At 69.4% G+C, this 20326-nt stretch carries 20 protein-coding genes and 1 rRNA gene; 10 read left to right on the top strand and 11 right to left on the bottom strand.

Features of this window, described 5'->3' with window-relative positions:
* Positions 1-46: 46 nt before the first annotated feature.
* The gene (gene fadB, locus ABE957_RS01840; RefSeq protein ID WP_349756968.1) at positions 47-2236 is read right to left on the bottom strand and encodes a fatty acid oxidation complex subunit alpha FadB; all 2190 of its coding nucleotides are present in this window, start codon (positions 2234-2236) and stop codon (positions 47-49) included.
* 145 nt (positions 2237-2381) lie between these two features.
* Between fadB and ABE957_RS01835 the strand changes: the two genes are divergently transcribed.
* A complete protein-coding gene (locus tag ABE957_RS01835; protein WP_349756967.1) occupies positions 2382-3647 on the top strand; it encodes a DUF5924 family protein in 1266 nt (421 codons plus the stop codon).
* A gap of 226 nt (positions 3648-3873) precedes the next feature.
* A complete protein-coding gene (gene slyA / locus ABE957_RS01830) occupies positions 3874-4317 on the top strand; it encodes a transcriptional regulator SlyA (protein ID WP_349756966.1) in 444 nt (147 codons plus the stop codon).
* A 6-nt stretch (positions 4318-4323) separates the two neighbouring features.
* Here the strand turns inward: slyA and ABE957_RS01825 are convergent, their stop codons facing one another.
* Positions 4324-4854, bottom strand: a complete 531-nt coding sequence (locus ABE957_RS01825) for a preprotein translocase subunit YajC (protein WP_349756965.1) — start codon at positions 4852-4854, stop codon at positions 4324-4326.
* Positions 4855-4961: 107 nt separating this feature from the next.
* Here ABE957_RS01825 and ABE957_RS01820 point away from each other — a divergent pair, with 107 nt between their 5' ends.
* Positions 4962-5408, top strand: coding sequence for a universal stress protein (locus ABE957_RS01820; protein WP_349756964.1), 447 nt, complete (start codon positions 4962-4964; stop codon positions 5406-5408).
* Between the two features lie 106 nt (positions 5409-5514).
* On the opposite strand, the gene ABE957_RS01815 is transcribed toward ABE957_RS01820, so the two are convergent.
* Positions 5515-7449 (bottom strand): ATP-binding cassette domain-containing protein, encoded by a 1935-nt coding sequence (locus ABE957_RS01815; RefSeq protein WP_349756963.1) that lies wholly within the window; start codon positions 7447-7449, stop codon positions 5515-5517.
* A 115-nt stretch (positions 7450-7564) separates the two neighbouring features.
* Between ABE957_RS01815 and ABE957_RS01810 the strand changes: the two genes are divergently transcribed.
* Complete coding sequence (locus tag ABE957_RS01810; RefSeq protein WP_349756962.1) at positions 7565-8452, top strand: TatD family hydrolase; 888 nt, start codon at positions 7565-7567, stop codon at positions 8450-8452.
* Between the two features lies 1 nt (position 8453).
* On the top strand, positions 8454-9008 hold the full coding sequence (locus tag ABE957_RS01805; RefSeq protein ID WP_349756961.1) for a hypothetical protein: 555 nt from the start codon (positions 8454-8456) through the stop codon (positions 9006-9008).
* Positions 9009-9040: 32 nt separating this feature from the next.
* Here the strand turns inward: ABE957_RS01805 and ABE957_RS01800 are convergent, their stop codons facing one another.
* From ABE957_RS01800 to ABE957_RS01790, 3 genes are all read right to left on the bottom strand, one after another.
* On the bottom strand, positions 9041-11212 hold the full coding sequence (locus tag ABE957_RS01800) for a thiamine pyrophosphate-dependent enzyme (RefSeq protein ID WP_349756960.1): 2172 nt from the start codon (positions 11210-11212) through the stop codon (positions 9041-9043).
* A 27-nt stretch (positions 11213-11239) separates the two neighbouring features.
* Positions 11240-11428: a hypothetical protein gene (locus ABE957_RS01795; protein ID WP_349756959.1), complete on the bottom strand. Its 189-nt coding sequence runs from the start codon at positions 11426-11428 to the stop codon at positions 11240-11242.
* 81 nt (positions 11429-11509) lie between these two features.
* On the bottom strand, positions 11510-12937 hold the full coding sequence (locus ABE957_RS01790; RefSeq protein WP_349756958.1) for an FAD-binding oxidoreductase: 1428 nt from the start codon (positions 12935-12937) through the stop codon (positions 11510-11512).
* A 168-nt stretch (positions 12938-13105) separates the two neighbouring features.
* On the opposite strand from ABE957_RS01790, the gene ABE957_RS01785 reads away from it, so the two are divergent.
* Positions 13106-13804: a winged helix-turn-helix transcriptional regulator gene (locus ABE957_RS01785; RefSeq protein WP_349756956.1), complete on the top strand. Its 699-nt coding sequence runs from the start codon at positions 13106-13108 to the stop codon at positions 13802-13804.
* A 167-nt stretch (positions 13805-13971) separates the two neighbouring features.
* Here ABE957_RS01785 and ABE957_RS01780 read toward each other — a convergent pair whose 3' ends face one another.
* The gene (locus ABE957_RS01780; RefSeq protein WP_349756955.1) at positions 13972-14556 is read right to left on the bottom strand and encodes an elongation factor P hydroxylase; all 585 of its coding nucleotides are present in this window, start codon (positions 14554-14556) and stop codon (positions 13972-13974) included.
* A gap of 202 nt (positions 14557-14758) precedes the next feature.
* Here ABE957_RS01780 and ABE957_RS01775 point away from each other — a divergent pair, with 202 nt between their 5' ends.
* From ABE957_RS01775 to ABE957_RS01765, 3 genes are all read left to right on the top strand, one after another.
* Positions 14759-16150 carry an MATE family efflux transporter gene (locus tag ABE957_RS01775; RefSeq protein ID WP_349757282.1) on the top strand — a complete coding sequence of 464 codons (1392 nt, stop codon included), beginning with the start codon at positions 14759-14761 and terminating at the stop codon, positions 16148-16150.
* Positions 16122-17204: a DUF3080 family protein gene (locus tag ABE957_RS01770; RefSeq protein ID WP_349756953.1), complete on the top strand. Its 1083-nt coding sequence runs from the start codon at positions 16122-16124 to the stop codon at positions 17202-17204. Before ABE957_RS01775 ends, ABE957_RS01770 begins: the two co-directional genes overlap by 29 nt.
* Before the next feature lie 97 nt (positions 17205-17301).
* Positions 17302-18018 carry a hypothetical protein gene (locus ABE957_RS01765; RefSeq protein ID WP_349756952.1) on the top strand — a complete coding sequence of 239 codons (717 nt, stop codon included), beginning with the start codon at positions 17302-17304 and terminating at the stop codon, positions 18016-18018.
* A gap of 15 nt (positions 18019-18033) precedes the next feature.
* Here the strand turns inward: ABE957_RS01765 and tusA are convergent, their stop codons facing one another.
* Positions 18034-18285, bottom strand: a complete 252-nt coding sequence (gene tusA, locus ABE957_RS01760) for a sulfurtransferase TusA (protein WP_349756951.1) — start codon at positions 18283-18285, stop codon at positions 18034-18036.
* Positions 18286-18327: 42 nt separating this feature from the next.
* Here tusA and ABE957_RS01755 point away from each other — a divergent pair, with 42 nt between their 5' ends.
* The gene (locus tag ABE957_RS01755) at positions 18328-18618 is read left to right on the top strand and encodes an antibiotic biosynthesis monooxygenase family protein (RefSeq protein ID WP_349756950.1); all 291 of its coding nucleotides are present in this window, start codon (positions 18328-18330) and stop codon (positions 18616-18618) included.
* Positions 18619-18626: 8 nt separating this feature from the next.
* Here the strand turns inward: ABE957_RS01755 and rlmM are convergent, their stop codons facing one another.
* The 3 genes from rlmM to rrf all read right to left on the bottom strand — a co-directional run.
* Positions 18627-19694, bottom strand: a complete 1068-nt coding sequence (rlmM, locus tag ABE957_RS01750) for a 23S rRNA (cytidine(2498)-2'-O)-methyltransferase RlmM (protein ID WP_349756949.1) — start codon at positions 19692-19694, stop codon at positions 18627-18629.
* Entirely contained in the window at positions 19678-20121 is a 444-nt protein-coding gene (locus ABE957_RS01745) for a DUF2721 domain-containing protein (RefSeq protein WP_349756948.1), read from the bottom strand. The genes rlmM and ABE957_RS01745 overlap by 17 nt, the downstream gene beginning before the upstream one ends.
* Before the next feature lie 109 nt (positions 20122-20230).
* Positions 20231-20326: ribosomal RNA gene (gene rrf, locus ABE957_RS01740) — 5S ribosomal RNA — on the bottom strand; the annotation flags it as partial.

Below are 20326 nucleotides of genomic sequence, written 5' to 3'. Positions count from 1 at the left end.
ACTCCTTGGAATTCTGTCCGACACTTGCCGATCGTGGGTCGTGGCCTCAGGCCAGGGACGGGGCGGGATAGAACCGCTCGCCGGCGCGGGCCATCTCGCGCAGCCGCTCGGTGGGCGCATACAGCGGCCCCAGCTCCTCGGCCAGGCGGTCGGCCTGCTCGACGAAGGCCGAAAGGCCCATGGCGTCGATGTAGCGCAGCGCGCCGCCGCGAAACGGCGGGAAGCCAATGCCGTAGATCAGCGCCATGTCGGCCTCGGCCGGGCTTGCCACGATGTCGTCCTCGAGGCAGCGCACGGCCTCCAGGCACAGCGGCACCATCATGCGGGCGATGATCTCCTCGTCGGAGAACTCGCGGCTCTCCTTCGCCACGCCCTTGACCAGGTCGATGGCCGCCGCGTCCTCGACCTTTCTCGGCTTGCCCTTCCGGTCTTCCTCGTAGGCGTAGAAGCCCTTGGCGTTCTTCTGGCCCAGGCGGTCGTGGTCGACCATGACCTGGATGGCGCTCCGGTCGCCATCGCCGCCCATGCCGGCCATGCGCTCCGGGAAGCCCTCGGCCATCACCTCGCCGGCATGCACCGCGGTATCCATGCCCACCACGTCGAGCAGGTAGGCGGGGCCCATCGGCCAGCCGAAGCGCTCCATCACCTTGTCGATGCGCTGGAAGTCGGCGCCCTGCGCCACCAGCTGGCTGAAGCCGCCGAAGTAGGGGAAGAGCACCCGGTTGACCAGGAACCCGGGGCAGTCGTTGACCACGATGGGGGTCTTGCCCATGGCACGGGCGTAGGCCACGGTCGCCGCCACGGCGGCATCCGAGGTCTTCTCGCCGCGGATGACCTCGACCAGCGGCATGCGGTGCACCGGGTTGAAGAAGTGCATGCCGCAGAAGTTCTCGGGACGCTTGAGGTTCTCGGCCAGACGCGTGATAGAGATGGTCGAGGTGTTGGAGGTGAGGATGGTCTCCTCGCCGACCTGTCCTTCCACCTCGGTGAGCACGGCATCCTTCACCTTGGGGTTCTCGACCACCGCCTCGACCACCAGGTCGACATGATCGAAATCGCCGTAGGAGAGCGTCGGGCGGATGTTGGTCAGCTTCTCGGCCATCTGGCCGGTGGTCAGCTTCTTGCGCTCGACCTGCTTGGCGAACAGCTTGCGTGCCTCCTTGAGGCCGAGCTCGATGGCGTCGTCCTTGATGTCCTTCATCAGGATCGGCGTGCCCTTCGAGGCGCTCTGGTAGGCGATGCCGCCGCCCATGATGCCCGCGCCCAGCACCGCGGCCTGCTCGATCGGGCGGGCCTGGCGCTCGTAGCGGCTGCCCTTCTTCTTGACCACCTGGTCGTTCAGGAACAGCCCCACCAGGTTGAAGGCCACATCGGAGAGCGCCAGCTTGGCGAAGGCCTTGCCCTCGATGGCCTGGGCGCGCTCGCGGGTCTCGCCGGCCCCCTTCTGGATGACCTTGATAGCCTCCACCGGGGCCGGGTAGTGCGGGCCCGCCTTGCCGGCCACATAGCCCTTGGCGGTCTCGAAGGCCATCATCTGCTCGATGGGACCGAGGTTAAGCGGGGCCTGCTTCTGCGCCCGGCGCCCGCGGTAGTCGAACTCGCCGTTGTTGGCGCGGGCCAGGATGTCCAGCGCCGCCGCCTCGAGCTCCGCCTGGGGCACCACCGCATCCACGGCACCCATCGAGAGGGCTGCCTCGGCGCGATTCTCCTTGCCGCCGGCGATCCACTCCACGGCGTTGTCGGCGCCGATCAGCCGCGGCAGGCGCACGCAGCCGCCCCAGCCCGGCAGGATGCCGAGCTGAGTCTCGGGCAGGCCGATCTTCGCCGACTCGGCCATGACGCGAAAATCGGTGGTCAGGGTCAGCTCGCAGCCACCGCCCAGCGCCAGGCCGTTGATCGCGGTGACGGTGGGAAACGGCAGGTCCTCGATGGCGTTGAAGATGCCGTGCACGCGCTCGAGCATGGCCGCAAGCGACTCACTGCCCTGCTCGAACATGCCGTGAAACTCGGTGATGTCGGCACCGACGATGAAGACCTCCTTGGCGCTGCCGATCAGAAGCCCCGTGAGGCCCCGCTCGGCACGGATCGCCTCGACCGCCTGACCAAGCTCCTCGATCACGGCGCTGGAGAGCTTGTTGATGGACTCGTCCTTCAGATCGAGAGTGAGCCTGGCGATGTCATCGCCGCCACCCTCGGGACCCCGCGCCACCGTGATGGCATTGCCTTGATAGATCATCCACGCATCTCCCTACAGGAATTCATACGGCCGTTTGATTTTCGACAGCTTGGGACAGTCCTGCGTCCACGTCAAGCCCGTCCCTCCAGCATGGCACGTGGCGGGCGGCTCACCCCGTGAGAGGCCATGCTGGTAAGATGCGGCCATGACGCCAGCGCCCGATACCGATCCCCGCTCTCGCTCCGCCGAGCCGCCTGCCGACGGGCCACCCTCGCGGCTGGCGGCCTGGCAGGCACGACTCGAGCGCCTGATGGCGCGCCTGCGTCCCTGGCGCTGGCTGTGGCCACCGATGGCCCTGGCGGCGGGGCTGGCCAGCTTCTTTTTGGTGGAGCGCCAGCAGTGGCTGGGGGCCATGCTCGCCCTGGGCATGCTGATGGCCTGGATCCTGCTGCTCTCCGAGAGCCTGATCGGCCGCCTGCTGGTGCGGCGCGGCTACCCGGCGCTGCCCCGCGGGGTGACCGCCTTCATCGCCCAGCTGATTCACCAGGAGACCCTGTTCTTCACCCTCCCATTTCTGCTGGCCACCACGGTATGGCAGAGCGGCCAGGCGCTGTTCACCCTGCTGATCCTCTCCATGGCGCTGCTGTCGATCCTCGATCCGCTCTACTACCGGATGGCCGAACGCCATCGCTGGCTCTACTTCGCCTTCCACGCCCAGTGCGTGTTCGTGGTGGTACTGGTCACCCTGCCGACCCTGCTGCACCTGACCACCGGCCAGAGCCTGGTGCTGGCCATCGGCGCCATGCTGCTGTTCAGCCTGCCGAGCCTCATACACCTGCTGCGCCCGCTGAGCACGCCCCGCGTGCTGGCGATGCTGGCCCTGCTGCCGCTGCTGGCGGGCGCCGCCTGGGCCGGCCGGGCCTGGGTGCCACCGGCCAGCCTGTGGATCTCGGGCAGCGCGCTCTCCCCGGCCTTCGCGCGACAGGCGCGGCACCCGCTGGGCAGCACGCCGCTGACCCCGGCTGCCCTGAGCGGCCAGGGGCTCTATGCCTACACGGCGATCCATGCGCCCCGCGGGCTGAATGAGGAGATCGTGCACGTCTGGCGGCACGAGGGGGTGGAGGTCGACCGCATCCCACTGGCGATCCGGGGCGGTCGAGCGGCGGGCTACCGGGCCTGGAGCCACAAGCAGAACTTCCCCGAGGATTCGAGCGGTGCCTGGCGCATCGACGTGATGACCGACAGCGACCAGCGCATCGGGGTGCTGCGCTTCACCGTCAGCGACGACAGGGAGGCGGCCACCCTGGCCGACGGCACGATCCAGGCGCCCTCCGGCATTCCCGGCCTGGACATCCGCCGCCTGCTGCCACAGCCCGCGTCGCCCGACGACGCTCCGGCGTCGACGGGGAAGGCAAGCGCCACGCAGCAGGCGTCGCCACCGGCCGATGGAGCGAGCGACGAAGAGAAGTAAGCGGGTCGCCATGAGCGCGTCGGCCCGCGTCGGCGACCGCTGCCGGGAGAGTGATCGTCGCAGGGAGCGTTGACGAAGGGCCGGTCGGCGAAGGGCGAGATACGACAGGAGTCACGGAAGAAGGGGCACGCGATGCGGGGTGCCGCCAGTGAAATGGTAAGCCTGCTTGCATTTCACGCCAGTGGTTCCGACAATCCCGTCAGACTTCCCGCGGATGCACAGACCCATGCCCCAGAACATCGGCTTCCAGCTGTCTCGCGTGCCGCGCCTGTGGCGCGCCGTCCTCGACCGCCGTCTGGCCCCTCTGGGCCTGACCCAGACGCGCTGGATCACCCTCTATCACCTGTGGCGCCTTGGCGACGGCCAGCCTCAGTGCGACCTGGCCCGCGCCATCGGTGTCGAGGCGCCGTCGCTGGTGCGCACTCTCGACCAGCTCTCCGAGCAGGGGCTGATCGAGCGGCGCGGCTGCGACCAGGACCGGCGCACCAAGCGGATCTTCCTGACCGACGAGGCCACCCCCCTGCTCCAGCAGATCGATGCGGTGGTCAACCAGGCCCGCGCCGAGATGCTGGCCGGCCTCGACGCCGATGACGTGGCTCACCTGACGAGTCTTTTGTCGCGCATCGAGGAGAACGGCCTGGCGATCCAGGCCCGCGAAGCCCAGGAGTGATCGGCCTCAGCGCGGCATCGAAGGCGTGCGCGCCTGACGGCGTGGCCGGTCGGGCCGCCCCGAGAGGGCATCGCGCAGCGCCGTGAGCCGTGCCAGCAGCGGCGACAGGGCCTCGACCGCCAGGGATTCCTCCCACCACAGGGTCAGGGCAAGGCTGCCGGACTCCAGCACCAGCGCATCCCCGGGCAGCGCCGCCAGGGCGTCCTCCAGTCGTTCCAGGGCCTCGGCCGGCAGCGGGCGCAGCGGCTCGACGCGCCAGCGCCAGCCCTCCCGGAAGGGCTTGAGCGAGGCGCTGGCCGCCTCGTCGCGCACCAGCACGAAGTCCGGCCCCGGGTGCTGCTGGGGATAGGCCCAGCGGTAGGCCGCCATGGTCCCGCCCGCCCCATGAAGCGGTGGCGACTCGAGCCGCACCGTCACGTCCGCCTGGCGAGCCGCCGTGCGTAGCCTGCCCATGCGCCGCTGGCTGGGCGATGGCTTGAGCCACATCACCGGGGCGAAGACCAGGCCGACGATGACGATGATGAGTAACCAGACCATGGGGGTCTCCTCGGTGAATATTGACGCAAGTCGTTGTCTTGTCTTACAAGGGGTCATAGAGTTGAGACACCAACAGACACGCTGGACGCGGTACGGAGAGTCACACCATGAGCAATGAATATCGTCATGTCCTGGTCGCCGTCGACCTGACCAAGGACTCCCACAAGGTCCTCGAGCGCGCGATGCAGATCGCCGATCGCAACGAGGCCAAGCTGTCCATCATGCACACCCTGGAGCCGCTGGGCTTCGCCTATGGCGGCGACATCCCCATGGACCTGACCAGCATCCAGGACCAGCTCGACGAGCACGCCAAGCAGCGCCTCGCCGAGATCGCCGACGGCCACGTCGACCGCGACAACCAGCACGTGGTGGTCGGCATGCCGGACACCGAGATCCATCGCTTCGCCGAGGAGCAGGACGTCGATCTGATCGTGGTCGGCTCCCACGGCCGGCACGGCTTCGCCCTGCTGCTGGGCTCCACCTCCACCGGCGTGCTGCATGGCGCCCAGTGCGACGTGCTGGCCGTGCGGGTCGGTGCCAAGAGCGAGGAGTAACCCGCTTAGACGACCCCGCGATGCCCCATCGGAAAGGCGCCCCCCGGGCGCCTTTCTCGTGTCCGCCCCCGGCTCATCGGGCCGTGGGCGATACCGGCCGACACCGTCACTCGCCGGCGGCCATCGCCTCCAGCTCCATCCAACGCTCCATCGCCGCGTCCAGCGCGGCCTGGGTGTCATTGAGCGACTGCAGGGTGGCGGCGACGGTCTCGGCCTCCTGCTGATAGAAGGACGGCGCTCCCACCTGCTCCTCGAAGGCCACGACGTCCGCCTCGAGGCGCTCGATCTCGGCGGGCAGGCCGTCGAGCTCGCGCTGCAGCTTGTAGGAGAGCTTGACCCGCTTGGGGGCCGTCGGCGACGGGGCCGCCTCGCTCTGTGCCCTGGCGGGCTCGGCGGCGGCCGCCGCGGCCGTCGGCTCGACGCCCTGGCGGGCCGCCCCTTCCCAGGGCGCCGGCGGCAGCGTGCCGCCCTGGCGCACCCAGTCGGTGTAGCCACCCACGTACTCGCGCACCCGGCCCTCACCCTCGAAGGCCAGCACGCTGGTCACCACGTTGTCCATGAAGGCCCGGTCGTGGGAGACCAGCAGCAGGGTGCCGTCGAAGTCGAGCAGCAGCTCCTCGAGCAGCTCCAGGGTCTCGACGTCCAGGTCGTTGGTCGGCTCGTCGAGCACCAGCACGTTGGCCGGCTGGGTAAACAGCTTGGCCAGCAGCAGGCGGTTGGATTCGCCGCCGGAGAGCGCCTTGACCGGCTGGCGCACGCGGTCCGGGGTGAACAGGAAGTCCTGCAGGTAACTCATCACGTGGCGGTCGCGGCCCCCCACGCTGATGCGATCGCTGCCCTGGGCGACGTTGTCGTAGACGGTCTTCTCCGGCTCCAGGCCGGCGCGCAGCTGGTCGAAGTAGGCCACCTGCAGCTTGGTACCCAGCAGCACCTGGCCCTCGCTTGGCTCGAGCTCGCCGAGCAGGATCTTGAGCAGCGTCGTCTTGCCGGCGCCGTTGCGGCCGATGAAGCCGAGCCGATCGCCGCGCTGGATCTCCAGGCTGAGATCGTCGATCACCACCTCGTCGCCGAAGCGATGGGTGACGTGGGAGAGCTCCACCACCCGCTTGCCGCTGCGCGCGCCGCTGTCCACGGAGAGCGCGGCCTTGCCCTGGCGCTCGCGGCGCTCGCTGCGCTCGTGGCGCAGCTGCTGCAGCGCCCGCACCCGACCCTCGTTGCGGGTCCGCCGCGCCTTGATGCCCTGGCGGATCCACGCCTCCTCGCGGGCGAGCTTCTTGTCGAACTCGGCGTTCTCGCGGGCCTCGACCTCCAGCTCGTGCTGTTTCTGCTCCTGGTAGGCGGCGTAGTCACCCGGGTAGCGGCCGAGGCGCCCGCGATCGAGCTCGAGGATCGCCGTGGCGAGCTTCGACAGGAAGGCCCGGTCGTGGGTGATGAAGAGCACCGCGCCGTTGAAGTCGGCGAGCTGCTCCTCCAGCCAGGCGATGGTGTCCAGGTCCAGGTGGTTGGTGGGCTCGTCGAGCAGCAGCAGGTCGGGCTCGGCGACCAGCGCTCGGGCCAGCGCCACGCGCCGGCGCCAGCCGCCGGAGAGATCGGCCATGGCGGCGTCTTCGGGCAGCCCCAGCCGGGTCAGCACCACGTCGATGCGCTGGTGGAAGGACCAGCCGTCGATGGCCTCGATGCGGGTCTGCAGCCTGGCCATGCGATCCATGTCCGGATCGTCGTCGTGGATCAGGTGATGGTACTCGGAGAGCAGCTCACCGGCCTCGGGCAGGCCTTGGGCCACCACGTCGAAGATCGTCTGCCCGCAGGCGTCCGGCAGTTCCTGGGCGAGCACGCCGATCTTCAGCCCCGGCGCGCGCCAGATATGGCCGCCGTCGGCCTGGATCTCCCCCGCCACGATCTTCAGCAGGGTCGACTTGCCGGTGCCGTTGCGCCCCACCAGGGCCAGGCGTTCGCCCCTCTCCAGCACCAGGTCGGCGCCGTCGAGCAGTACGTGGGTACCGTAAGCCAGTTGCAGCTGTTCCAGTCGTAGCAGGGTCACGCGTTCACCTCGTCGTTCATCAAGGGCGCTAGTGTAACGCATGGTCGGGCCGGCGTGGCCCCACCCCCGTCCTCCCGGGTACAATGCGCGCCCGCTTTCACAGGAGTGTTCCGCCGTGGCCGACGCGACGCCCCCCTTCGATGACGTGCTGCCCGAGGCGCTGAGGTTCCGCTCACCGGCCCCGCTGGTCGACATCGGCGCCAACCTGACCCACGAGAGCTTCGCCCGCGACCTCGAGGCGACGATCCGGCGCGCCCGGGCCGCCAACGTGACCACCCTGATCCTCACCGGCACCGACCGGGAGCACGCCGAGCAGGCCGTGGCGCTGGCGCAACGCTACCCGGGGCTCTACGCCACCGCCGGCGTGCATCCCCACGATGCCAGCCGGTGGTCGCCGAGCCTCGCCGCGGCCATGGGCGAGCTCCACCGCGCCCCGGAGGTGGTCGCGGTGGGCGAATGCGGCCTGGACTTCAATCGCAACTTCTCGAGCCCCGCCGATCAGGAGCGCGCCTTCGAGGCCCAGCTCGGCCTGGCGGCCCAGAGCGGCAAGCCGCTGTTCCTCCACGAGCGCGATGCCGGACGGCGCATGCGCGAGATGCTTTACGCCTGGCGTGACGACATCGCTGACGCCGTGATCCACTGCTTCACCGCCGATCGCGAGACACTCTACGGCTACCAGGACCTCGACCTGCACATCGGCCTGACCGGCTGGCTGTGCGACGAGCGCCGCGGTCACCACCTGCGTGAGCTGGTCGGCGAGATCCCCCTGGATCGGCTGATGGTGGAAACCGACTGCCCCTACCTGCTGCCGCGCAATTTACCTGCCAAACTCAAGGGCAGGCGCCACGAGCCGGCCCTGCTGCCCTGGATCGTGCGCGAGATCGCCCACTGGCGGGGCCTGGACGAGGCCGAGCTGGCACGGACCACCACGGCCACCGCCCGCGCCTTCTTCCGCCTGCCGACGGGCGAGACGCCCCCCGACACCGAACACGAGGACTCCTGACATGGCCGGTTCCGGCACGAACGAGACGCCCGGCTTCATCGCCGTGGAGACCGGCGACGACGACGGCCTGCCGCTGGCGATCGCCTGGACGCTCACCGACGGGCGCATCAAGCACACGCTGATCCAGCCCGACGACGACTGGCTCGACAGCGAGATGCACTCGCTGGGCGGCTACAGCATGGAAGAGCTCAACAGCATCGGGGTGAGCCCGCTGGACGTGATCCGCGAGCTGGAGAACGACCACTTCAACCAGACCCTCTACACGGCGGGCGTCGGCGACGACGAGGCGGCCATCTCGCGCCTCTTCGACACCTACGGCCTCGACCCCTTCGTGGAACTGGCCCCGGCCGAGAGCCTCTATGGCGACCTGGAACCCGGCGACTGGCCGCGCGCCCGCGGCGACCTGTTCGGCGAACTGGGCCTCGAGCCGCTGCGCCCGGAGCACGAGGTGGAGGTCATGCTGCACCTGCACCAGCGCCTCTCCCCGGACGCCGAAGCCCGCGAAGCCATGCCCTTCGATGGCCGGCTGATGGATGGCGACGACGTCGACGACTGAGCGGGGCGCTCGCGAAGCGCCAGCATCAGCCGCTAGCGACCGCCCCGCCCCACCAGGCCGAGGGCCCGCTCGACGATGCCCTCCACCGAGGGCAGGGTGAGCGTGGCGGCGGGCCCCAGGGCGATGAAGCTGTCCTCGGCGGTCAGCCGCGCCAGCCGCTCGCCCGCCATGCCGCCCTCGACCAGGCCGGTGATCAGCTCCTCGCTGAGCGAGCCGCTGCGGCGGCACTCGTCCACCACCAGCACCCGTGCGCACTCGGCCACCCGGTCATGCAGGGCCGCGTGGTCGATGGTGGTGAGCCAGCGCAGGTCGATGATGCGCACGGCGATGCCCTCGGCCTCGAGGCGCACGGCGGCCCGTCGCGACAGGTGCACCCCGTTGCCGTAGCTGACGATGGCCAGGTCGCGCCCCTCGCCCCACTGGCCGAACTCCCCCACGGCCAGGCGATAGTCCGGGCCCGGATCGACGCCACAGGCGCGCTCATCGCCCTCCTCCAGCAGGTCGCGGCCGTGGTAGCGGGCGATCGGCTCGAGGATCACCACCACCCGCTGCTCCTCGTCGGCCAGGCGCACCGCCTCCTGCAGGAGCCCCACCGCCTCGACCCCGCCGGACGGACAGGCCACCAGCAGCCCCGGGATATCGCGCAGCACGGCGATGGCGTTGTCGTTGTGGAAGTGGCCGCCGAAGCCCTTCTGGTAGCCGAGCCCCGCGATACGCACCACCAGGGGATTGGTGTACTGGCCACAGGAGAAGAAGCTCAGGGTCGCCGCCTCGCCGCGCAGCTGATCCTCGGCGTTGTGCAGGTAGGCGAGGAACTGGATCTCGAGGATCGGCACCAGCCCGCTCTGGGCGAGGCCGATGCCGAGCCCGAGGATGCTCTGCTCGTCGAGCAGGGTGTCGATCACCCGATGCGGCCCGAAGCGTGCCTGCAGCCGCTGGGTGACGCCGTAGACCCCGCCCTTGCGGCCGATGTCCTCCCCGGCCATCACCAGGTGCGGATAGCGTGCCATCAGCCGCGCCAGCGCCTGGTTGATCAGCCTGGCCATGGGCGCCGGGGTGGCGTCGACCTCGCCCTGCCAAGCCTGCCGGCGACCGGCACGCGGCGGCGGCACGATGCTCGCCATGACCTGCGCCGCGCGCTCGAGCTTCGGCTGGCCCACCGCCCACTCGGCCTCGCGGGCCACTCGATCACCGATCGCCCGGTAGCGCTCGGCGATCTCGTCGGCCGAGAGCAGGCCGTGGCGGCGCAGCAGCCCGGCGCTGACCAGCAGCGGGTCGCGGGCCTCGTCGGCCGCGATGCGCGCCGCCGAGCGATAGGCCTGCTCGGCATCCGAGCCGGCGTGGCCGAAGAGCCGCACGCAGCGCAGGTGCAGGAACACCGGCTGGCGGCGGATACGGGCGATGTGCGCCGCCTCGCGGGCCGCCCGCCAGGTGTCCAGCAGATCGAGGCCGTCGCCGGCGAGGTAGTGGATGCCGGGGCGGGCACGCATGCTGGCGGCGATCCAGCCGGGCGGCGTGGGCATGGAGACGCCGAGGCCGTTGTCCTCGCAGACCATCACCAGCGGCATGGGCGCGCCCTGGAAGGCGGCCCAGCCCGCGGCATTGAGGGCCCCCTGGGCGGTGGAGTGGTTGAAGGAAGCATCGCCGAAGCTGCAGATCACCACGCTGTCCGCCGACCACTCGCCGCCGCCCCCCAGACGCCGCCACAGGCCGAGGCCATGCGCCGCCCCGACCGCCTTGGGCAGGTGGGAGGCGATGGTGCTGGTCTGGGGCGGAATGTGCAGGGCCCTCGAGCCCAGCACCTTGTGGCGCCCTCCGGAGATCGGATCCGCGGCCGAGGCGACGAAGCTCAACAGCAGGTCGCGGATCGGCGTCTGATCCGCCACGGCACGGCTGCGCTGGATCAGGAAGGCGGCGTCGCGATAGTGCAGGAAGGCGGGATCATCGGGACGAAAGGCGCGGGCGATGGCCGCATTGCCCTCGTGGCCGGCGCTGCCGATGGTGTAGAACCCCTGGCCCCGGGCCTGCAGGCGGCGGGCCTCAAGATCGAGGTGGCGGCTGATCAGCTGGGACTCGAACAGCTCGATGAGCGCCGCTGCGTCGAGACCGACCTCATCGAGCCCGTGATCCTGGTCGGGCGCGGGCCAGTCATCGCGCTGCAGGGCATCGAGGAAGCGCTGCTCCTGGGAAACGGCGTCGGCCACGGGCGGCCTCCGGTCGGCGGCGGGTGCTTACAGCCTAGTCGACCGTCTCGCGCCGCCGCGACCCGGCCGAGTCTGGAAGGTCGGCTGGAAGAGGCCGGCGAACAGGGCGATGACGCCGTCGTGGCGATGGGGCACTGGGGCACCCGGCCGAGTCTGGAAGGTCGGCTGGAAGAGGCCGGCGAACAGGGCGATGACGCCGTCGTGGCGATGGGGCACTGGGGCACCCGGGCGTGGGAAATGGGCGCCCCAGGGTAGCGAGCCCGGCGTGGGGGCGGGAAACCCCGGCCCCCCGGGGGGTCAGGCGCTCGGGATGATGTTCTGGTTGAGGTGGAAGACGTTGTCGGGATCCCAGCGCCGCTTCAGCGCCACCAGCCGCGCATGGACGTCCTCCCCGTAGGCGGCCCGCACCCGAGCCTCACCCTCGTCGCCGCTGATGAAGTTGACGTATACCCCACCGGTGGTGAAGGGCACCATGGCCTCGAAGGTGTCCCGGGCCCAGGCGATCTGGCGCTCGTCATCCTCGGGTTCGCGCCAGCGGGCCTGAATGTTGAGGACCCAGGCGGCCTGCCGGTGTGGATAGGGGGTCGAGTCCGCGGGCCGCCGGGCGGTCTCGCCGCCCAGCGAGAGCATGCCGATGGACGACTCCTGGCCGGGCATGAGCCGGGCCCGGTCGCACAGCACGTCGATGGCCTCCCCCTCCAGCGTGTCGAGGTAGTGGCCCTTCCAGTAGTTGCGCGCCCCGGCGCTGGCGGTGGCATCGAACATCGACTGGAAGGTGACATAGGGCCGCCGCGCCACGACATCGGCGATGGGACGGCCGATCCGGCGCAGCGGCGCCAGCGCGGCCTCGCTGTGGGCAGGGTCACCGCTGTGGATCATCGCCAGCAGCAGGATCATCTCGCCATGGAAGGCCTCGGGGATGAAGGGCTTGGGCGGGGCATGCCGCAACACCGGCAGGCAGGCCACCTCGTCGGGGGCCTCGCGCATGACCTCCGCGACCCGTCGCAGCACCGCCGGCGCATCGGCCGCATCATGTACCACCGGTCCGGCCATGACCTCGGGCGGCTGGTCATGCAGGTCGAATTCGAAGGCCGTGGCGACACCGAAGTTGCCTCCGCCGCCGCGCAGCCCCCAGAACAGCTCCGGGTGCTCTTCCTTGCTGGCCTGCACGGGCTCGGCCCCGGCGGTGACCAGTTCGACCGACCTCAGATTGTCGACGGTCAGCCCGAAGCGCCGCGACAGGTAGCCGAAGCCGCCGCCCAGGGTGAGACCCGCCACTCCGGTGGAAGAGATGAAACCACCCGGGGTGACCAGCCCATGGGCCTGGGTCTCCTTGTCGAGGTCCGCCAGCAGGGCGCCGGGCTCGACTCGGACGACACGCCGCCGCGGGTCGACCTGGGCCGCAGGCATGGTCGAGAGGTCGAGCATCAGCCCCCCCTCACAGACCGCATGGCCGGCCACGTTGTGCCCACCGCCGCGAATGGCGAGCTCCAGCCCCTGCTCCCGGGCGAAACGGACCGCCGCCATGACGTCGGCCGTCCCCCGCGCCCGGACGATCAGCGCCGGATGGCGGTCGATCATGGCGTTCCAGATCGCTCGCGCCTGGTCATAGCCCGACTCACCAGGCAATAGGGCGGGGCCTCGCAGCATGCCGCGCAGCGGCGCGATGTCCTGCTCCGCCAGGCAGGTCGCGGAGCTGTCAGGATGGGAAGTGAAAGGATTCATGGTCGGACTCCCGGGATAACACCGTTATCCCTGCTCGAGAGGCCGGCCGTCTGGTGCGTCACGACCGGCTCGTGAAAGGAGATGGCGTAGCTTGAGCTTGGGTCCTCCCCCTCGCCCCGACCAGTTCGATATTTGTACCCTCGGCGGCACTGGACTAGCGTCAGGGACATGACCAAGGGCTATGGCCAGTTCTGCCCGGTGGCCAAGGCCGCCGAAATCGTCGCCGAGCGCTGGACGCCGCTGGTGATTCGCGAGCTGCTGTGCGGCAGTCGCCACTTCAATGACCTGCGCCGGGGCGTGCCGTTGATGTCGCCCTCGCTGCTGTCCCAGCGCCTCAAGCGGCTCGAGGACGAGGGCCTGGTCGTCCGACGAGCGATCCCGGGGGGCGGCAGCGAGTATCGGCTCAGCGAGGCCGGCGAGGCCCTGCGCCCGGTCATCGAATCGCTGGGCGCCTGGGGGAAGCGCTGGGTGCGCCGGAAAGCCGATGACAGCGCCGACGACCTCGACCCGGGGCTCTTGATGTGGGATATCCATCGCCGCCTGCATATCGACCGCTTCCCCGCGGGACGCTCGGTGCTGCGCTTCGAGCTCACCGACGTCCCCGCCAAGCGACGCTTCTATTGGCTGGTCGTCGAGCGTGACCAGGTGGATATCTGCCTTAAGGACCCGGGCTTCGCCGTCGACCTTTACATCGCCGTGCCCCTGCCTGTCCTGACGGCGATCTGGCTCGGCGACCGCTCGCTCCAGGCCGCCCGTCACAATGGCGAGCTCGACCTGCGTGGTCCCGCCGACCTTCGCCGCCGCTTTATCGGCTGGTTGCGGCTCAGCCCGTTCGCCGGGGTCGAGCGAGCCGCCCCCGACGCCTGAGCCTATCTCGGGCGCCGGGGAGCCGGTCGCATCGCCTCAGTCGGCCTCGCCGGGTTCGATGTTCTGGTTGACGTGGAAGACAGTGGCGGGGTCGTGCTCGCACACGAAATCGCCCATTAGTACCACTGGTTAGTACCACTAATCGCCCGGCGGCGGGTGCTTACAGCCTAGTCGACCGTCTCGCGCCGCCGCGACCCGGCCACAGCCTGCGGCTCGAGCAGGGCACGCCCGGCGGCAACGGCGGCCTCCCGACTCGCGCCCTCGCGATAGAAGGCCGCCAGGGCACGACGGAAGGCCGCCGCTCGCCCGGGCAGGCCCTCGTGCAGGTAGCGCTCGGCACGCGCCTCGACCCGCGCCCGGAAGCCCTCGCGATCGACCTGGACCTCGCCCAGGTTGTCGACGCTGACGTTGAACGGCAGCGCACAGGCCTCGGCGAAGAGCCGCTCCAGCGCCTGGGGCGCCACCTCGACCGACTCGAACTGGCGCTGCTGGTCGGCATCGCGGCCGTCGGGCAGGTACCAGTAGCCGTAGTCCTCGAGCTCGCGGCGCCGCGCCCCGGCGATGCACCAGTGGCTGATCTCGTGCAGGGCGCTGGCGAAGAAGCCCCGGGCGAAGATCACCCGATGCCAGGGGCTCTGCGCGTCCGCCGGCAGGTAGAGCGGCTCGTCGCCGCCTCGCACCAGCCGAGTCTGGAAGGTCGGCTGGAAGAGGCCGTCGAACAGGGCGATGACATCCTCGAGTCGGTGGCTCACGCGCTCTCCCGGGCAATGGCAAAGGGCGCCATTATAGGCGCTGGATGGGCGGAGCGAAAATCGCTGGCCCCTGATAGACTGAGCGCCTTCCCGGCGCGCGTCGCGGATCGACGTTGCCTTCCCTTCTGCTGCATGGAGCCGCGCCTTGGTGCCGTTTTCCTCACGCCTGCTGGCCAGTAGCCGCAGGGAAACCTCCTCCCTGATGCGCCTGGCCCTGCCGATTTGCGGGGCCCAGCTGGCCCAGGCCGGCATGAGTGTCGTCGACGTGATGATGACCGGGCGGCTCAGCGCCACGGACCTGGCGGCGGTCTCAGTGGGCGCCAGCCTGTGGATGCCGCTGATGCTGTTCATGACCGGCACCCTGATGGGGCTGACGCCCATCGTCGCCCAGCTGCTCGGCGGCGGGCGCACCGCAGGCATCAGGCCCAGCGTCCACCAGGCGCTGTGGGTGGCCCTGTCGCTGGGCATCGTCGCCGCGCTGCTGCTGTGGAGCGTAGTGATGCCGATCTTCCGGCTGATGGCGGTGCCCGAAGAGGTCGCCAGCCGCGCCACGGCCTATCTGGCAGCGCTGGCCTTCGGCATGCCGGGGGTGGCGCTGTTCCAGGCGCTGCGCGCCTTCTCGGACGGCATGAACCACACCCGCCCTTCGCTGTGGATCAGCCTAGTGGGGCTCGCCGTCAACATCCCCTGCAACTTCGTGCTGATCTACGGCGGCGACGGCCTCACAGGCCTGTTCGGCGCCGGGCTTCCCACCTGGCTGCAGGGTCTGCCCGCCCTCGGCGCGCTGGGCTGCGGCATCGCCACGGCGATCTCCATGTGGGTAATGTGCCTGGCCATGGTCGCCTATACCCGACGCTCCAGGGCCTATGGCGACGTCGACCTCTGGCAGGCGCCCTCCAAGCCCCGCTGGCCGCTGATCGCCGAACTGCTGCGCGTGGGGGTACCGATCGGGGTGGCGATCTTCGTCGAAGTGACGCTGTTCACGCTGATCGCGCTGTTCGTGGCCAGCCTCGGCGAGATCACCGTGGCGGCTCACCAGGTCGCGCTCAACTACACCTCGATCCTCTTCATGCTGCCGCTGTCGCTCGGCATGGCGCTGACCGTGCGGGTGGGCAACACCCTCGGCCAGGGCCGCCCCGACCAGGCGCGCCTGGTGGCCTGGAACGGCATCCTGGTGTCCGTCGGCGTGGCGGGGCTCAACAGCCTGCTGCTGTGGCTCACGGCCGAGCCGGTGATCGCGCTCTACACTCACAACAGCGAGGTGGCGCGTCTGACCCTGTCACTGGTCGGCCTGGCCATGCTCTACCAGGTCTCGGACGCCCTGCAGGTCAACCTGGCCGGGGCGCTGCGCGGCTACAAGGACACCCGCATCATCATGCTGATCACCCTGCTGGCCTACTGGCTGGTGGGGCTGGGGGGCGGTCACTGGCTCGGCCAGGTCGGCCTCGCCGGCTGGATCGAGCCGCTGGGCGTACACGGCTACTGGATCGGCCTGGTGGCCGGCCTGACCACCGCCGCGGTACTGTTGGGCGAGCGACTCAGGCGCATCAGCAAGGCGAGGGCCCATGACACGTTCGAGACTTCCCGCCACTAAGCATCGGCAAACGAGCCGCCGCGGCGGGCGGCGCCTGCTGCTGGCCGCGGCGGTGACGCTGCTGGCCGGCTGCGGCGAGGGCGCGAGCGAGACACTGTTGGGCGACTACCAGCGGCATTTGGCCGACACCCTGGCCCTCGAGGCACCGACTCAGGCCGACCCGGACAATATCGGCGCCTTCCCCGAGCAGGATGAGCGGCTCTTCGAGGTCGCCGAGACCCGAGAGGGGATGCTCGATATCTACGCCCTGCGCGACTGCCACCTCCCCTCTCTGGTGGCGGGACGCAACAATCAGCTGGGGCGAGTGGCACCGCCCAGCCAGCGCTGGCTCTACGAGCTCGAGCTCTGGCGACGGCTCAGCCAGTGCTGGAACACCGAGGTGCCGGCGACGCTTTCCGAGACCAGCCGCGAACGTCTCTCGCGGCTCACCGACATCAAGACCGAGCAGCTGCCGCGGGTGAGCTGGAATGCCCTGTTCGCCTCCGAGGAGTGGGTCAAGAACTTCTCCCGAGCCAGCGCGCCCCTCGCACCCGAGGCGCTCGTCGAGGCACGGCCGCGCAGCGCGGCCCTGGCCTACCTGCGCGAAACGACCCTGCGCCAGTTCGACCCCGACTGGGCCGCCGATTCCGCCACCCTGGAAGGCCATTTCAAGACCCTGCAGGAGCGCCCGTTCTCTGCCGAGCTGCTGCGCACCCTGCTGCTGGCCGAGCAGCGCCTGAGGGAGGCCTCGGCGCTGGTCGAGCAGGCGCTGGACCGCCCCGAAGGTCAGGCCTGCCCCGTCGAGTTCGCGCGACTGAGCGACGCCCCCGAGGCCACACGCCTGAGCGAGTGGCTGGCGAGCCTGGAGCGCTCGGCCCGCCACTGGCTCGAGGCCATCGATGCCCTGCTCGACGCTCAGGTGGCGCCGCCCCCGGCGGTCGCCGAGTATCGCCGCGACTGGCTGTCGCTGAGCCATCCCGAGGCGCCCCTGCCGGCCTTCGCCGAGACCCGTGACCACCATCGGGCGCTGCTGTCTCGCCTCAGCCGTCGCTGCCAATCGATCACCGGGACTTAACCTCGGCAATCACTCTGTGCTATTGATGAAGCTACAGTGACGCAGTGCGCTGCTAACCAGGCCGATGCCGCGACCATGCAGCACTTGGAGGGACATCATGGGAATCCCGCAGTCACACCGCAGCGCTCGAGTCATCGATCTCGAGACCATGCGCCAACGCCAGCTGGCACGCCGCCGGCTCGTTCGGCTGTCACCCGAGCTGGATAACCTGGAGATGGTCTATCGCCTCTCCTCGGATGGCGACACCCTCTACGGCATGCCCCTGCTGGCGTGGGGGCTCCAGGAAGATGGTGAGGTGGTGGGCCTGGTGCCCTGGATGGAGGCCCTGACGCCCTGCCACCGCCTCGATGACGCCGAGCACGGCCATTTCGTCGGCTATCGCGACCCGGAGACCGAAGAGCTCTTCGAGCAGGCGCCGGAGCACAAGGTGCTGGAGCTCGAGCACGCCGCGGCCTACTTCGACTACGAGGAGACCGACGAGATCACGTTGATCCAGCAGCTCCCGGAGACTCAGGGGACCCATGCCCTGTGCATGGACGAGGGTGATGCGCCCTGGCAGCTCAAGCAGGTCTTCGGCTGGCGCCTCTACAGCGACGGCGCGGTGGAGGCCCTGCTCGCCGACGAACGCCTCGTAAAGACGACGCCGATCCTGCCCGGCGACCCCTGTCTCTATCCCGGCCATAGCCAGCACCGGGTGGTCTACTTCTTCCAGCGTCAGATCGCCAGCCGTATCCGCGAGGAAGATCCCACGACCCTCGAGGCCCTAGCCCTGATGGTCATGCCCGACAGCGACACGGCCCCCTCAGCGGGGTGATGGGCCGGGCGCGCCTCAGCCGAGCCGGATCAGGTAGCGGTAGCGGCCGTCGTCCTCGTGCTGGTAGATAAGCTCGTGGCCGAGAAAGCTGCAGAACTTGGGAATATCACGCGTCGTGGCCGGATCGCTGGCCACCACCTCAAGCACCTCTCCGGGGCGCATGTCGCGCACCCGGTTGTGCATCAGCATGATCGGTTCGGGACAGTAGAGCCCGGTGGTGTCGAGCTGTGCATCAGTGGGCGGCAAGGAATCCGCGGAATCAACCATCGATGACCTCGTTGCAGGACAGGAAAGTAGGAGAGTTACCGGATGATCAAGATCATTATCGAACGTCGTATCATGCCCGGCCTGGAGGAAGAATACGAGGCGGCCGCCCGGGACGCCATGCGCCATTCCCTCGGCGCGCCGGGCTTCGTCGGGGGCGAGAGCCTCGTCGAGTTCGGCCACAGCGATCGACGCCTGATGATCACCAAGTGGCGCGACCTGCGCGCCTGGAAGGAGTGGTACCAGAGCGAGACCCGCGCCCGGGTCATGCAGGGCCTGCTGCCGCTGCTGACCGAGGATGAGCGCATCCGGATCTACGAGGCGACCAGCGGCTGATGGTCGCCTCAGTCCCGCAGCCGCACGTGCACCGTCACCTCTTCACGGTCGTGGTAGAGGTGGCGACACGCCACCTCCGCCCGCACACCGGCCTCGGCGAGAGCTGACTCGAGGCGTGACAGGCAGCTCTCGACCTCCTGCCAGCGCCGCTTCATCGGCAGCTTGAGGTTGAACACCGCCTCGCGGCACCAGCGGCGTACCAGCCAGCGCTGCACCATCGACATGACCCGCGACGGCTGGTCGACGATATCGCAGACCAGCCAGTCGAGCCGCCCCGGAGGCGCCCAGACGAAGCCGTCCTCGCGCAGATGCTCCACCATGCCGGTGGCCATCAGCCCCTTGTCCATCGGGCCATTGTCGATGGCATAGACATGCATGCCGCGCTGCACCAGCTGCCAGGTCCAGCCGCCGGGCGCCGCGCCCAGGTCGGCCGCCTGCATGCCCTCGCCCAGCCGTTCTTCCCATTCGTCGCGCGGCACGAACTCGTGCCAGGCCTCCTCCAGCTTGAGCGTGGACCGGCTGGGGGCCGCGTGGGGAAAGCGCAACCGTCGGATGCCCCCCACCAGCTCGCTGCGGTTGCCGGGAAAGCTCATGCCCAGCTGGACCCGATCCCCGTCGCTCCACAGCAGGTGCAGCCTGCGACCACCCGCCTTTCGGCGCAGGGCGCCTCGCTTCTTCAGCATCGATTCCAGCGGACGCTTCAGCGCCTTGATCAGGCCGGCCAGAGCCTTGGCCTCGTTGGTATCGGGGGTCTCCTGCCACAGCGACTCGAAACTCCAGCCGCTGGCCTTCACCTGGTCGAGGATGGGCGACAGCCGATCCTCCCGGGAGAGCGACAGCGGTGGCAGGGCCACCAGGCTCTGGCGCGCAAACACCAGGCCAGAAAGCGGCAGGTCCCGATGCAGCCCGTTGGCCGGCTCGCCCCCCTCGACCAGGAAGCGCACGAAGCCGCCATCGGGTCGATACTCGGTGGTCCCGGGTCGGCCCAGGGTAGAGGCCTTGTCGGTGATCTCGGCGGCCAGGTCCGGCTCGAAGCCCGGACGGCAGTAGAGCAGCAGTTCACTCGGTGTGGTCATGGTGTTCCTTGCTCGACGGTGTCCGCCGGGAACCGGAGGCCACCAGCGCCTCGATATCCTGGAGCTGGACGTTGAGGGCATTGGTGGATATCTGGATTTCCCAGCAGGAGTAGATCAGTGAGACGGACAGCAGCACCAGGCTGGCACCGAACAGCACCAGCCCCGGCAGATCCAGCGACAGGAAGAGCGCAAACATCGACAGAGTGCAGAACAGAAAGCTCAGCACGCCGGCCAGCTGCATCCGCTTGGTCAGGGAGATGCGCCGGCGCAGCAGCACGATCTGCTTGGCATTGCCCTCGTGGTGCTGGGTCCTCTCCTCGTCGGCCAGCTTGCGAATCAGCTGCGCCAGGGTGAGAAAACGGTTGGTATAGGCCAGCAGCAACAGCGAGATGGCGGGAAACAGCAGGGCGGGAGTGGTCAGCGTCACGGGCGATCTCCGGGAGCATGGCTACGCTCATGGTGACAGGCACTGCTGTCACGGACTGAACATGAAAAAACCCCGAGCTCAATGAGCTCGGGGTTTTCTCGGAATAGGTGCCTGACGATGACCTACTCTCGCATGGGGAGACCCCACACTACCATCGGCGCTGATCGGTTTCACTGCTGAGTTCGGCAAGGGATCAGGTGGTTCC

The organism is Halomonas pelophila (assembly GCF_040196315.1).
Lineage (GTDB): Bacteria > Pseudomonadota > Gammaproteobacteria > Pseudomonadales > Halomonadaceae > Halomonas > Halomonas pelophila.
This window is presented reverse-complemented; position numbering and strand designations above follow the sequence as displayed.

What these genes read in the sequence shown, in the direction of transcription:
- ABE957_RS01755 (WP_349756950.1), top strand. Translation starts at nt 18,328, where the DNA reads ATGATCAAGATCATTATCGAACGTCGTATCATGCCCGGCCTGGAGGAA.
- tusA (WP_349756951.1), bottom strand. Translation starts at nt 18,285, where the DNA reads ATGGTTGATTCCGCGGATTCCTTGCCGCCCACTGATGCACAGCTCGAC.
- ABE957_RS01770 (WP_349756953.1), top strand. Translation starts at nt 16,122, where the DNA reads ATGACACGTTCGAGACTTCCCGCCACTAAGCATCGGCAAACGAGCCGC.
- ABE957_RS01775 (WP_349757282.1), top strand. Translation starts at nt 14,759, where the DNA reads ATGCGCCTGGCCCTGCCGATTTGCGGGGCCCAGCTGGCCCAGGCCGGC.
- fadB (WP_349756968.1), bottom strand. Translation starts at nt 2,236, where the DNA reads ATGATCTATCAAGGCAATGCCATCACGGTGGCGCGGGGTCCCGAGGGT.
- ABE957_RS01825 (WP_349756965.1), bottom strand. Translation starts at nt 4,854, where the DNA reads ATGGTCTGGTTACTCATCATCGTCATCGTCGGCCTGGTCTTCGCCCCG.
- ABE957_RS01765 (WP_349756952.1), top strand. Translation starts at nt 17,302, where the DNA reads ATGGGAATCCCGCAGTCACACCGCAGCGCTCGAGTCATCGATCTCGAG.
- ABE957_RS01805 (WP_349756961.1), top strand. Translation starts at nt 8,454, where the DNA reads ATGGCCGGTTCCGGCACGAACGAGACGCCCGGCTTCATCGCCGTGGAG.
- slyA (WP_349756966.1), top strand. Translation starts at nt 3,874, where the DNA reads ATGCCCCAGAACATCGGCTTCCAGCTGTCTCGCGTGCCGCGCCTGTGG.
- ABE957_RS01835 (WP_349756967.1), top strand. Translation starts at nt 2,382, where the DNA reads ATGACGCCAGCGCCCGATACCGATCCCCGCTCTCGCTCCGCCGAGCCG.
- ABE957_RS01785 (WP_349756956.1), top strand. Translation starts at nt 13,106, where the DNA reads ATGACCAAGGGCTATGGCCAGTTCTGCCCGGTGGCCAAGGCCGCCGAA.
- ABE957_RS01790 (WP_349756958.1), bottom strand. Translation starts at nt 12,937, where the DNA reads ATGAATCCTTTCACTTCCCATCCTGACAGCTCCGCGACCTGCCTGGCG.
- ABE957_RS01820 (WP_349756964.1), top strand. Translation starts at nt 4,962, where the DNA reads ATGAGCAATGAATATCGTCATGTCCTGGTCGCCGTCGACCTGACCAAG.
- rlmM (WP_349756949.1), bottom strand. Translation starts at nt 19,694, where the DNA reads ATGACCACACCGAGTGAACTGCTGCTCTACTGCCGTCCGGGCTTCGAG.